We start from the raw sequence: 11832 nt of genomic DNA, 5'->3' as shown, positions 1-11832 counted from the left end.
ATCTGGCCGTTACTTTTCCCAGTCAGCCTTGGGAATCAACAGGCCGTGGTTGCCGTTATAGGCGGCGCGCTCGGGTTGTTTCCAGCCCTCCAGCAGCGCGTCGTCAAGGCGGTAGATCTCAACCCCCAGCGGCCGGCAGACCTTCAGCGGGTCTTCGGCGTCCGGCCCCCACATCGGCAGCGACAGGTCGCCACCGGGGCAGGTGGAGAGGGCGCACAGCAGGTCGATTTCGGCAAAGAACTCCAGGTAGTCGCCCTGCTTGGCCGGGCAGGCTTTCATGAAGTACATGTCGTCGTGATTGAGGCCGGTGCACTGGAAAATGTTCAGCACGTCATGCACGTCGAACTCGGTCAGGCCGTGGGGCAGCACCGCACGGGTCAGGTTGGAGTGGCAGTGGTGGTGGAAGTCTTCGCCGGTGAGCATCTTGTTCACATAAGGGTCGCAGCGCGTGCCCAGCAAGTCGTGCAGGCGCCCGCCGTGTTCGTCGATGCCGTAGTCGGCCAGGCTGTCGTCGGTGATGGTGACCATCGGCCGCAAAAACGGCAGGTTCGACCACAGGCGGTCGTAGGTCGTGACGTGGGCGCCTTGCAGTTGGCGGGTGCGTGCCGCCCACATGCGTTCGCGGGGGTCGTTGGCGCTCCACACATTGAAGTCGCCGACCTGCGGGCCAACCGGTGTGGTCACGCGGAACACATGGCCCGCCGGGACTTTCCAGGCGCGGCCGGTGCGGATCGGCACTTCGAACTGCTCGATCAGGGTGCGGCCATCCCGGGACTCGCGCACGCGGTCATAGAAAGCCTTGTCGACCTGCAAGGCAGCACCTTTGCTGACTTGGTAGGCGGCTGGGTAGTCCTTGTACATGGTGGGTCCTCGCTTCAGGGTTTTGGGTGGCTGCTGAGGATGTCCAGCAGCAGCGATTCGGAGTCGTTGAGGTAGCTGGCGAGGGCTTCGCCGGCGGCTTGTTTGTGGCCGTCCACCAACAGGTCGTGGATCTGCCGGTCACGTTCCAGCCAGGGCCTCTGGAAGGTTTCCTCGCTGGGCGCGTTGGAAAACACCAGGCGCATCTGGGCCGCAATATGGGTGAAAAACTCGTCGAATAACGGGCTGCGCATCAGCCCGACGATGTGTTGGTGAAACCGCAGGCTGTGGGTACCGAAGGCTTGCCAGTTCTCGCGGTCCTGGGCCAGTTGCGCGGCCTCGATGGCTTCCAGCATCAGGTCGGACTGGTACTCGCGCAGCGGCTTGCTGGCGGCAATCGCCTGCAACTCCAGGGTGCGCCGCACCTTGAAGATGTCGCGCACTTCATCCACCCCCAGGCGGCGCACGATCACCCCTTTATTGCGCACGTAACTGGTCAGGCCTTCACGGCCCAGGTGGTGCAAGGCTTCGCGCACGGTGTTGCGCGAAGCGTTGTAGGCGTTGACCAGCTCGCTCTCCACCAGCGGCATGCCGGGCAGCAGGCGGCCGCCGATGATGTCTTCGCGCAGTTCAATGGCAACCTGGTCGGCCAGCGACAGGCTGGGTTCCTTGGCTTGACTCACGGTGGGGCTCCTTGGGCTCACGCCAGTTGGACGTCTTTGAGGAACTTGGTCATGCGTTCGCTGCGTTGTTCGAGCATGTCACGGGGTGCGGCGTCCTGGATAATCTCGCCGCCTTCCATGAACACCACACGATCGGAAAGCTTGAACGCGAAGTTCATTTCATGGGTGACGATGACCATGGTCATGCCTTCGCGGGCCAGTTCTTCGATCACCGCCAGCACGTCGCCCACCAGTTCCGGGTCGAGGGCCGAGGTGGGCTCATCAAACAGCATCACCGAAGGCCGCATCGCCAGGGCCCGGGCAATTGCCACGCGCTGCTGTTGGCCGCCGGACAACTGGTGCGGGTATTTGCCGGCGTGCTCCAGCATGCCCACCTTGCGCAGCAGGGCGAGGCTCAACAGGCGCAGTTCTTCGCCGCCGCCGTGGGCATGGTAGACGGGCGCCAGCATCACGTTCTCAAGCGCGGTTTTGTGCGGGAACAGGTTGAACCCCTGGAACACCATGCCCACATGCACGATGCCGCGCATATGCACCTTGTGGCCCAGTGCGCCTTGCGGCTCCCGGGTACCGCGCAGGAACGGCTGGCCTTGCAGGGTGATTTCGCCCCGGTCCAGGCTTTCGAGGCCGTTCATGGTGCGAATCAGCGTGGTCTTGCCTGAGCCCGACGGGCCGATGATCGACACCACCTCGCCCCAGCGCACATTCAGTTCAACGCCCTTGAGCACTTCCAGGTCGCCATAGGCCTTGCGCACGGCGCGGGCCTGCAAGGCGAACTCGCCAGGCTCGGCCTGGCCGGCTGCACGCCGTGTCGCCACCCCGTCGAGTTCGGCGGGGGCGATGGCCTTGGGTTTTCGGCGGGTCACGTCCAGGTGGTTTTCCAGCACACGCAACACCCAGCTGAACACCGTCACGATGAACACGTAATAGAACGCCACGGCCAGCATGGTCTCCATCACCAGGAAGTTCTGGGTGTAGAGCTGTTGGCCCACCAGCAGGATTTCCGAGAGCGAAATCACTGACACCAGCGAGGTGAGCTTGACGATAGTGATGTACTCGTTGGCCAGGGTCGGCAGTGCCACCCGCAGCGCCTGGGGCACCACAATCAAGCGCTGCACGCCGCGATAACCGACGCCCAGCGCCTTGCCGGCTTCGCGCTGGCCCTTTACCACCGCCAGCAGGCCGCCGCGATGGATCTCGGCAATGTAGGCCGCCTCACTCAGCACCAGGGCGATCAGGCCCGCCGAGTAAGGGTTGGACAGCACCACGCTGGTGGACGGAAACACCTGCGGCAGGTTGTAGACGAAGATCAGCAGGACCAGCAACGGCAGGCTGCGGAAGAACCAGATGTAGGCGCCGGCGGAGTCCCGCAGCCAACGGCGTTCCGACTGCCGGGCCAGCGCCAGGAAAAACCCCAGCACAATGCCCAGCAGCCAGGTTTCCAGGCTCAGTTCAACCACGGTGCCGACGGCTCGCCAGAAGTCGCCGTTCCATAACAGGCCCAGGGTGTAGTGCCAATCGAATTGCATACGTGTGCTCCGTGTTTCAGTTACCCAGTGCCGCACTGATCTCGGCGGCGTTCGGCTCGGCCAGGTTGTAGCGCGCCAGCAGCTTGCCGTAGCTGCCGTCCTGCTTGATCTGGCTGAGGGCGCCGGTGAGCTCCTGGAGCAGCGCCGGGTTTTCCTTGCGCACGGCCAGGCCGACCACCACCGGGTAGATCAACTCGTTGGAGCTGATCACGGTCTTGCCTTGCAGTTTTTCCACGGTGATCTTGGCCACCGCCGCGTCTTCCATCTGTACATCGACCGCCTGGGCCAGCAGGGCCTGGGCGGCTTCCGGCGAGGTCGGGAACTCGCGGGACTCAATCGCCGGCTTGCCCGCTGGGAGGCAGTATTCAGCCGAGACTTTGTTCAGTTTCGGCACCCAGGAGGCGCCCTTGATCGAGCCGACGCGCTTGCCGCACAGGTCTTCCGGGCGCTGGGGTTTGAAGTCGCCGGCGCTGAGCACCATCAGTGAAGAACCGGTCTTCAGGTAGCTGAGGAAATCCACCTGCCTGGCGCGTTCGGGCGTGACATACAGCGCCGAGGCCACCACGTCGAAACGTTGCGCGTTGACGCCGAGGATCAGATTGGCGAAACGGGTGTCGAGAAAACGCGGTTTCACCCCCAACTGCTTGCCCATCAACTGCATGAACTCCGGATCGAAACCGGCGGGAGTCTTTTGCTCAAGGTAGGTGTAGGGCGGGTAGGTGAGGTCAGAGCCGATCGACAGCTCGCCCGGTTTGAGGGTGCCTTTGATCTCGGCCGCCGACACTAGCGGCGCCACACACGCCAGGGTGATCGCTAGCCCCAGGGTGCGCATGGTGTTCTTGCCCGTCAGACCTTTTTGCATGTTCGTCGCCTCGGTTGCTGGATACAGGGGGTGATTTGGATTGTTCAACAATCCTGTATTAGCTAGTAAGCGGTTATCGTGCCAACTAAGAATTTTTCGAGATTTCTGACGGGTTTTGACGCGTGAGAGAGCTGTTTTTTGTAAGCGCGCACACCAATTCGGGGCAATTCGTTACCGGGCGCCACGTTGTGAGGCAGGCATTTCGCGGACCATAAAGGACGCACTTATTGATAAAGTGCCGATTCGAAACCATGAGTGAACAGCAATGACGTCGATGTCCCAACGCCGCTCAACCCTGATTGCCTTGCTGGTCGCCGTCACCTTCTTCATGGAGAACCTCGATGCCACGGTGATCGCCACCGCATTGCCGGACATCGCCAAGACCTTCGGCGTGGGCGCGGTGGACGTGAACATCGGCATGAGCGCCTACATGCTCGCCGTCGCGGTGTTCATTCCCATCAGCGGCTGGCTGGCGGACCGCTTTGGCTCGCGCCTGGTGTTCGGTTGGGCGATCGTGCTGTTCAGCCTGTCGTCATTGCTGTGCGGCTTGAGCGACAGCCTGCAGACCTTCGTCGCCGCGCGCGTGTTGCAGGGCATCAGCGGGGCGATGATGGTGCCGGTAGGGCGCCTGGCGGTGTTGCGGGCTACCGAGAAAAAAGACCTGGTACGGGCGATTTCATTTATCACCTGGCCTGGTCTGGTTGCCCCGATACTCGGGCCGCCGGTAGGCGGTTTTATCGTCACTCACGCATCTTGGCCGTGGATTTTCTACCTCAACCTGCCGCTGGGCCTGCTGGCATTGATCGCCACGCGGATGTTGATCCCCAAGCATGACGAGGTCGATTCCAGGGCGTTCGATTTCAGGGGCTTCCTGCTGGTGGGCGTTGCCAGTGCGGCGCTGCTGTACGGTGTCGAACTGCTCGGTCAAAGCCGTGGCAGCTTGTTGCAGGGCCTGTTACTCAGCGGTGCGGGCGTGATGCTTGGTGCCTTTGCCTGGCGCCATATGCGCCGGCATGCCCAGCCGTTGATGGCGCTGGGTGTGGTGAGCGTGCGCACCTTCAGTGTGTGCCTGTGCGGCGGGTCGATTTTCCGCGTAGCCATCAGCACCTTGCCGTTCCTGCTGCCGTTGATGTTTCAACTGGCCTTCGGGCTGTCTGCCTTCGATGCGGGGTTGCTGGTGCTGGCGGTCTTCGCGGGCAACCTGGCGATGAAACCCTTCACCACCTCGGTCATGCAGCGTTGGGGCTTCCGCCCGGTGCTGATGATCAACGGCATCCTTGGCGTACTGGCGATTGCGGCGTGTGCAGGGCTGGATGAGCGCATGAGCTGGGCGCTGATCCTGTTCATTCTGTTCGTGGGCGGCCTGTCACGCTCGATGCAGTTCACCTTGTTCAACACCCTGGGGTTTGCCGATATTCCCAAGGCGCAGATGAGCGACGCTTCAACCTTGTTCAGCATGTTCTTCCAACTGAGCATGGCCATGGGCGTGGCAATTGGCGCGCTGTTGTTACGTTTTGCCATGAATTTACACGGCAACACCGGGCAGGCCGCGACCGCCGATTTCCAGCTGACGTTTCTGTGGGTGGCGGTGATCGCGGGCGTGGCGTTGCTGGATAACCTGCGGCTGCCGCCCCGGGCGGGTGAGTCGGTGCTGCAGCGAAAGTGAACCACGATACCTTCGGGGTATGAAGCCACACCTATTGAATATTGGACGGCCTGCATCCCCGGCATCACCCTGCGTTGAAGTAGGGCTTTAGGGGCCAATAATAATAAAAGAGGCGCAACCATGACCGTGCTATTGAGTGAGCGCAGCCAGATATTTGATCGTGCCGATGCCTATGTGGTGTCGGATTATGTCAACCAGCATGTGGGCAGCCACCGCATCCGCTTGCCCCCGAAGGGGCGCCCGCAGGCCAGTATCAGCCACCGGACCTTTTCCAGCCTGGACCTGTGCCGTATCAGCTACGGCGCTCCGGTCAGGGTGACGTCGGTCGCGCTGCAAACGATTTATCACCTGCAGATCCTGCTCAACGGCCATTGCCGCTCGGCCGCCCGTGGCGAGGAGCAGGTATTCGGGCCGGGGGAAATCCTGCTGATCAACCCGGATGACCCGGTGGACCTGACCTATTCCGCGGACTGCGAAAAATTCATCATCAAGCTGCCGGTTCGCCTGCTGGAAAACGCCTGCCTGGAGCAGCACTGGACGCTGCCCCAGGATGGCATCCGGTTCGCGGCGACGCGCCATGTGCTGACCGAAATGGGCGGGTTCCTGCCGTTGCTGGGGCTGATCTGCCACGAAGCCGAAAATGCCGCAGAGCCCGAACTGCAAGGCCTGTATGAACGTGTCGTGGCCAACAAGCTGCTGGCGCTGCTAGGCAGCAATGTGCTGCGTGTGATGCCCCGTCCCGATCAACGCGGCGGCTTTGAAGCGGTGCGCGAGTTTATCGAGGAGCATCTGACCGCGGACATCAGCATCGAACAACTGATGGCCATCGCCAAGGTCAGCGAGCGCTCCTTGTATACCTTGTTTGAACGCCAGGTCGGCGTTTCGCCACGTGACTATATTCGCCAACGCAAACTGGAGCGGGTGCACGCGGTATTGCTGCGGGGCAGCGCGCGCAGCGTCACCGAGGTGGCGCTGGACCACGGGTTCGTGCACCTGGGACGCTTCTCCGAGGCCTATCGCAAACGCTTTGGCGAGCTGCCTTCCTACACCTGGAAGCGCCGACTTGCGCCAGGCGGATAACGAATTGCAGCCAGCGGATATTGACGGGTAGGGCAAGCACATAAGGTGGAGGGGCCTGATACAAGAACAACCGAGGGCCTACCCCATGATCAGCACATTCGACCGACTCGCCCGACAATTGCGCGACTCTGTCCAGGAAGATCCCGCCACCGGGGTGTTCCGTTGCCGCCGCGACATCTTCACCGACCCCGACCTGTTCGACCTGGAGATCAAGCACATTTTCGAAGGGGGTTGGGTCTACCTGGCCCATGAAAGCCAGGTGCCAGAGATCAACGATTACTTCACCACCTGGATCGGCCGCCAACCCGTGGTCATCACCCGTGATAAACAAGGCACGCTGCACGGCCTGGTCAACGCCTGTGCCCACCGTGGCGCCATGCTCTGCCGCCGCAAACAAGGCAATAAAGGCTCATTTACCTGCCCGTTCCACGGCTGGACCTTCAGCAACGCCGGCAAGCTGCTCAAAGTGAAAGACGCCAAGACCGGCGCCTATCCCGACAGCTTTGACTGTGACGGCTCCCACGACCTCAAGCGCCTCGGCCGCTTCGAAAACTACCGCGGCTTCCTGTTCGGCAGCCTCAGCGAGACGGTGCCGGAGCTGAGCGACTTCCTGGGGGAAACCCGGGTGATCATCGACCAGATGGTCGATCAGGCACCGCTGGGCCTGGAGGTGCTGCGGGGCAGTTCGTCGTATGTCTACGACGGCAACTGGAAGCTGCAGATCGAGAACGGCGCCGACGGCTATCACGTCAGTTCTGTGCACTGGAACTACTCGGCGACCATGGGCCGGCGCAACTACGAAGCCGAGGGCACCCGTACCGTGGACGCCAATGGCTGGTCGAAAAGCCTGGGCGGCGTGTACGCCTATGAGCACGGCCATATCCTGCTGTGGACGCGCCTGCTTAACCCTGAAGTGCGCCCGGTGCATGCTCACCGTGAGGCGTTGGCCGAGCGCCTGGGCCAGGCGCGTGCCGATTTTATCGTCGATCAAACCCGCAACCTGTGCCTCTACCCGAACGTGTACCTGATGGACCAGTTCTCCACGCAGATCCGTGTGGTGCGGCCGATTGCGGTCGACAAGACCGAAGTCACCATCTACTGCATGGCGCCCAAGGGCGAAAGTGCCGAGGAGCGCACCACGCGCATTCGCCAGTACGAAGACTTCTTTAACGTCAGCGGCATGGGTACCCCAGACGACCTGGAAGAATTCCGCGCCTGCCAGACCGGCTATCAGGGCGCGACCACCCTGTGGAATGACCTCAGTCGCGGCGCGAAACAGTGGGTCGAAGGCCCTGACGAAAACGCCCGGGCCATGGGCATGAACCCGCAGCTCAGTGGCGTGAAAACCGAAGATGAAGGCCTGTTTGTTCGCCAGCACGCCCATTGGGCGCAAAGCCTGCAACGCGCGATCCAGCGGGAGCAACAAGGCCTGATCGCCACGGACAAGGAGGTGCTGTCATGAGCGCTTCCCGTGACCGCCTGCTGGACTTTCTGTACCGCGAAGCCCGCCTGCTGGACGACCGCCAGTGGGACGAATGGCTCGAATGTTACTCACCCAAGGTCGAGTACTGGATGCCTGCGTGGGACGACCACGACACCCTGACCGAAGACCCCCAGAGCGAAATTTCGCTGATCTATTACCCCAGCCGCGACGGCCTGGAAGACCGCGTGTTCCGGATCAAGACCGAGCGTTCCAGCGCCAGTACGCCGGAGCCTCGCACCGCGCACCTGATCACCAACCTCGAAGTACTGGCCGATGACGGCCAGAACGTGGAACTGCGTTTCAACTGGCAGACGCTCAGTCATCGCTACAAGACCACGGATACGTATTTCGGCACCTCGTTCTATCGCCTCGACATCAGCGCCGACCAACCGCTGATCACACGCAAGAAGGTCGTGCTGAAGAACGACTACATCCACCAGGTCATCGACATCTACCACATCTGAGGACGCGCCCATGACGTACTCCATCGCCCTGAACTTCGAGGACGGGGTGACCCGTTTCATCGACTGCAAGGTGGGTGAAAAGGTCCTCGACGCGGCCTTTCGCCAACGTATCAACCTGCCCATGGACTGCTCGGACGGGGTGTGTGGCACCTGCAAATGCCACTGTGAAACCGGTGCCTACGACTTGGGTGACGACTACATCGAAGATGCCCTGAGCGAGGATGAAGCCAGTGAACGCCAGGTACTGACCTGCCAGATGGTGCCGCAATCGGACTGCGTGATTGCCGTGCCGGTGGCGTCCGGCGCGTGCAAGACCGGCACCGCGCAGTTTGCCGCGACAGTGGCGAGCATTACCCGGCACGCCGATGCGGCCCTGGAGGTGAGTTTCGACCTGGACCAGGCGCCGGTATTTCTGCCGGGCCAGTACGTGAATATCGGCGTGCCCGACAGTGGGCAGACCCGCTCGTATTCCTTCAGCAGCCGCCCCGGCGACAAACGCGCCAGCTTCCTGATCAAGCATGTGCCCGGCGGTTTGATGAGTGGCTGGCTGGAACGTGCCCAGCCGGGGGACGCCGTGCCGATGACCGGGCCGCTGGGCAGTTTTTACCTGCGTGAAGTGGCGCGGCCCTTGTTGCTGCTGGCGGGCGGCACCGGGTTGGCACCGTTCCTCTCGATGCTGGAAGTGCTGGCCGAACGTCGGGAAAACCGGCCGGTCACGCTGATCTACGGCGTGACCCGGGACCAGGACCTGGTGATGGTCGAGGTGCTGGAAGCCTTCGCCAAACGCCTGCCCAGCTTCAGTTTTGTCACCTGCGTGGCGGACCCACAGACCGCGCACCCCCGCCAGGGCTATGTCACCCAGCACATGGCTGCCGGTGTGCTGAACGACGGCGACGTGGACGTGTACCTGTGCGGCCCGCCACCGATGGTCGACGCGGTGCGCCAGCACTTCAAGCAGCAGGGCGTCACCCCCGCGAGTTTCCACTACGAGAAGTTCACCCCCAACGCCATCGTCACCGGCGATGCCGCCTGAGGAGTCCCCATGAGTCTACGTTTTAACACCCGGGTTGCATTGGTCACCGGCGCCGCCCAGGGCATCGGCCGGCGTGTTGCCGAGCGGTTGCTGGAAGAGGGCGCCTGGCTGGTGGCGGTCGATCGCTCGGAACTCGTGCATGAATTGCAGCATGAGCGGGCGCTGATCCTCACCGCCGACCTGGAACAGCACGCCGAGTGCGCCCGGGTGATGGCCGCCGCGAAGGCGCGCTTCGGGCGTATCGACATCCTGGTCAACAACGTGGGCGGCACCATCTGGGCCAAACCGTTCGAGCACTACGCCGAGAATGAAATCGAGGCTGAAGTGCGCCGCTCGCTGTTCCCGACGCTGTGGTGCTGCCATTGCGTGTTGCCCTACATGCTGGAGCAGGGCAGTGGCGCCATCGTCAATGTCTCGTCCGTGGCCACGCGCGGGGTGAATCGCGTGCCCTACGGCGCCGCCAAGGGCGGCGTCAATGCCCTGACCGCGTGCCTGGCCCTGGAGACCGCCGGCAGTGGCATTCGGGTCAACGCCACCGCACCGGGCGGCACCGAAGCGCCGCCACGGCGTATCCCGCGCAACAGCCAGCCCCAGAGCGACCAGGAGCGCGTCTGGTACCAACAGATTGTCGACCAGACCCTCGGCAGCAGCCCGATGAAACGCTACGGCAGCATCGACGAACAGGCCGGCGCGATTCTGTTTCTTGCCTCCGATGAGGCTTCCTACATCACCGGCGTCACGTTGCCGGTAGGAGGCGGCGACCTCGGCTGACCCACCGCTGTACCTGCAGACACTGACTCACAACAACAATAATGAGAGCACTGCCATGCGTACCCATGACGTCAATTCGATTATCGATAACGCCCGTTTCAACCGTTTCCACTGGCTGGTGGTCAGCCTGTGTGCCTTGCTGTTGATCTTTGACGGCTATGACTTGTTCATCTACGGCGTGGTCTTGCCGTCGATCATGAAGGAATGGGGCCTGACGCCCTTGCAGGCCGGTGCGCTGGGCAGTTATGCGCTGTTTGGCATGATGTTCGGGGCACTGGTCTTCGGCAGCCTTGCCGACAAGTTCGGTCGCCGCAAAGGCATCGCCATCTGCTTTGCCTTGTTCAGCGTCGCCACGGTGATCAACGGCTTTGCCAGCAACCCGACTGAATTCGGGATCTGCCGGTTTATTGCCGGGCTTGGCTGTGGCGGCCTGATGCCCAACGCGGCCGCACTGATTACCGAATACGCACCGAAGAAAATGCGCAGCATCCTGATGGCGGTGATGTTCGGCGGTTACTCGCTGGGCGGCATGCTTTCGGCCGGTGTGGGGATTTTCATGCTGCCGCGTTTTGGCTGGCCTTCCATGTTCTTCGCCGCAGCGATCCCGCTGCTGCTGATGCCGCTGATTGTGTATTGGCTGCCCGAATCCATCGGCTTTCTGATTCGCCAGGGCCGCAAGGAACAGGCGCGTGAGCTGCTCAAGCGCCTGTCGCCTGATACCCGGATCGACCCGGACGATGAGCTGCACGTCAGTGCCGGCAAGGGCAAGGGCGCCTCGGTGCTGGAGTTGTTCCGCCACGGCCTGGCCTTGAGGACGGCGGCGATCTGGGTCGCGTTTTTCTGCTGCCTGTTGATGGTCTATGCCCTGAGTTCCTGGCTGCCCAAGCTGATGGCGGGTGCCGGTTACAGCCTGGGGCCGAGCCTGTCGTTCCTGCTGGCGCTGAATTTTGGCGGCATCGCCGGGGCGCTTGTCGGTGGCTGGCTGTGTGACCGGCTTAACCTGGTGAAGGTGGTGATTGGCTTCTTTATCGCCGCGCTGGTCTCCATCAGCCTGCTGGGGATCAAGAGCCCGATGCCGGTCCTCTACCTGCTGATCTTTTTTGCAGGCGCCACCACCATCGGCACGCAAATCCTGTTGTACGCCGGCGCTGCGCAACTCTATGGCTTGAATATTCGAGCCACCGGCCTGGGCTGGGCTTCCGGCATCGGCCGCACCGGCGCCATCGTCGGCCCGCTGCTGGGCGGCGCGCTGATGGGGATTGAACTGCCGCTGCACCTGAACTTCATGGCCTTTGCCATCCCCGGGGCCATCGCCGTGCTGGCGATGACGGCGTATGCGCTGAATGAGCGTCGAGGCCGGCTTGGGGTGATCGCCGCCCCGGCGCAGTAACTGTCGATAACAATAA

General features: G+C 62.4%; 11 protein-coding genes. 7 read left to right on the top strand and 4 right to left on the bottom strand.

Features of this window, described 5'->3' with window-relative positions; all coding sequences use genetic code 11:
- Positions 1-9: 9 nt before the first annotated feature.
- Genes MUM_RS0109910 through MUM_RS0109895 form a run of 4 tightly spaced genes read right to left on the bottom strand, consistent with a single transcriptional unit; the run spans position 10 to position 3929 of the window.
- A complete protein-coding gene (locus MUM_RS0109910) occupies positions 10-861 on the bottom strand; it encodes an urea carboxylase-associated family protein (RefSeq protein ID WP_003210853.1) in 852 nt (283 codons plus the stop codon).
- A 14-nt stretch (positions 862-875) separates the two neighbouring features.
- Complete coding sequence (locus MUM_RS0109905) at positions 876-1541, bottom strand: GntR family transcriptional regulator (protein WP_010169469.1); 666 nt, start codon at positions 1539-1541, stop codon at positions 876-878.
- 17 nt (positions 1542-1558) lie between these two features.
- Positions 1559-3067 carry an amino acid ABC transporter permease/ATP-binding protein gene (locus MUM_RS1000000134870; RefSeq protein WP_010169468.1) on the bottom strand — a complete coding sequence of 503 codons (1509 nt, stop codon included), beginning with the start codon at positions 3065-3067 and terminating at the stop codon, positions 1559-1561.
- Positions 3068-3083: 16 nt separating this feature from the next.
- Positions 3084-3929, bottom strand: a complete 846-nt coding sequence (locus MUM_RS0109895; protein ID WP_010169466.1) for an ABC transporter substrate-binding protein — start codon at positions 3927-3929, stop codon at positions 3084-3086.
- Positions 3930-4194: 265 nt separating this feature from the next.
- Here MUM_RS0109895 and MUM_RS0109890 point away from each other — a divergent pair, with 265 nt between their 5' ends.
- The 7 genes from MUM_RS0109890 to MUM_RS0109860 all read left to right on the top strand — a co-directional run bounded on the left by MUM_RS0109890 (position 4195) and on the right by MUM_RS0109860 (position 11816).
- A complete protein-coding gene (locus tag MUM_RS0109890) occupies positions 4195-5595 on the top strand; it encodes a DHA2 family efflux MFS transporter permease subunit (RefSeq protein ID WP_010169464.1) in 1401 nt (466 codons plus the stop codon).
- A gap of 120 nt (positions 5596-5715) precedes the next feature.
- On the top strand, positions 5716-6675 hold the full coding sequence (locus MUM_RS0109885; protein WP_010169463.1) for an AraC family transcriptional regulator: 960 nt from the start codon (positions 5716-5718) through the stop codon (positions 6673-6675).
- Between the two features lie 85 nt (positions 6676-6760).
- Entirely contained in the window at positions 6761-8137 is a 1377-nt protein-coding gene (locus tag MUM_RS0109880; protein ID WP_010169460.1) for a Rieske 2Fe-2S domain-containing protein, read from the top strand.
- Complete coding sequence (gene benB, locus MUM_RS0109875) at positions 8134-8622, top strand: benzoate 1,2-dioxygenase small subunit (RefSeq protein WP_010169459.1); 489 nt, start codon at positions 8134-8136, stop codon at positions 8620-8622. Before MUM_RS0109880 ends, benB begins: the two co-directional genes overlap by 4 nt.
- Before the next feature lie 10 nt (positions 8623-8632).
- Positions 8633-9655 carry a benzoate 1,2-dioxygenase electron transfer component BenC gene (gene benC / locus MUM_RS0109870; RefSeq protein ID WP_010169457.1) on the top strand — a complete coding sequence of 341 codons (1023 nt, stop codon included), beginning with the start codon at positions 8633-8635 and terminating at the stop codon, positions 9653-9655.
- A gap of 9 nt (positions 9656-9664) precedes the next feature.
- Positions 9665-10426, top strand: a complete 762-nt coding sequence (locus MUM_RS0109865; RefSeq protein ID WP_010169455.1) for a 1,6-dihydroxycyclohexa-2,4-diene-1-carboxylate dehydrogenase — start codon at positions 9665-9667, stop codon at positions 10424-10426.
- Positions 10427-10481: 55 nt separating this feature from the next.
- On the top strand, positions 10482-11816 hold the full coding sequence (locus MUM_RS0109860; protein WP_010169453.1) for an MFS transporter: 1335 nt from the start codon (positions 10482-10484) through the stop codon (positions 11814-11816).
- The last annotated feature ends 16 nt before the right edge of the window (positions 11817-11832 follow it).

This window comes from Pseudomonas sp. PAMC 25886, assembly GCF_000242655.1.
Lineage (GTDB): Bacteria > Pseudomonadota > Gammaproteobacteria > Pseudomonadales > Pseudomonadaceae > Aquipseudomonas.
The sequence above is the reverse complement of the archived record's forward strand: the minus strand, read 5'-3'. Positions and strand labels throughout refer to the sequence as shown.

Excerpts from the sequence above, each read along its gene's own strand:
- MUM_RS0109910 (WP_003210853.1), bottom strand. The coding sequence starts at position 861 with ATGTACAAGGACTACCCAGCCGCCTACCAAGTCAGCAAAGGTGCTGCC.
- MUM_RS1000000134870 (WP_010169468.1), bottom strand. The coding sequence starts at position 3,067 with ATGCAATTCGATTGGCACTACACCCTGGGCCTGTTATGGAACGGCGAC.
- MUM_RS0109895 (WP_010169466.1), bottom strand. The coding sequence starts at position 3,929 with ATGCAAAAAGGTCTGACGGGCAAGAACACCATGCGCACCCTGGGGCTA.
- MUM_RS0109890 (WP_010169464.1), top strand. The coding sequence starts at position 4,195 with ATGACGTCGATGTCCCAACGCCGCTCAACCCTGATTGCCTTGCTGGTC.
- MUM_RS0109885 (WP_010169463.1), top strand. The coding sequence starts at position 5,716 with ATGACCGTGCTATTGAGTGAGCGCAGCCAGATATTTGATCGTGCCGAT.
- MUM_RS0109880 (WP_010169460.1), top strand. The coding sequence starts at position 6,761 with ATGATCAGCACATTCGACCGACTCGCCCGACAATTGCGCGACTCTGTC.
- benB (WP_010169459.1), top strand. The coding sequence starts at position 8,134 with ATGAGCGCTTCCCGTGACCGCCTGCTGGACTTTCTGTACCGCGAAGCC.
- benC (WP_010169457.1), top strand. The coding sequence starts at position 8,633 with ATGACGTACTCCATCGCCCTGAACTTCGAGGACGGGGTGACCCGTTTC.
- MUM_RS0109865 (WP_010169455.1), top strand. The coding sequence starts at position 9,665 with ATGAGTCTACGTTTTAACACCCGGGTTGCATTGGTCACCGGCGCCGCC.
- MUM_RS0109860 (WP_010169453.1), top strand. The coding sequence starts at position 10,482 with ATGCGTACCCATGACGTCAATTCGATTATCGATAACGCCCGTTTCAAC.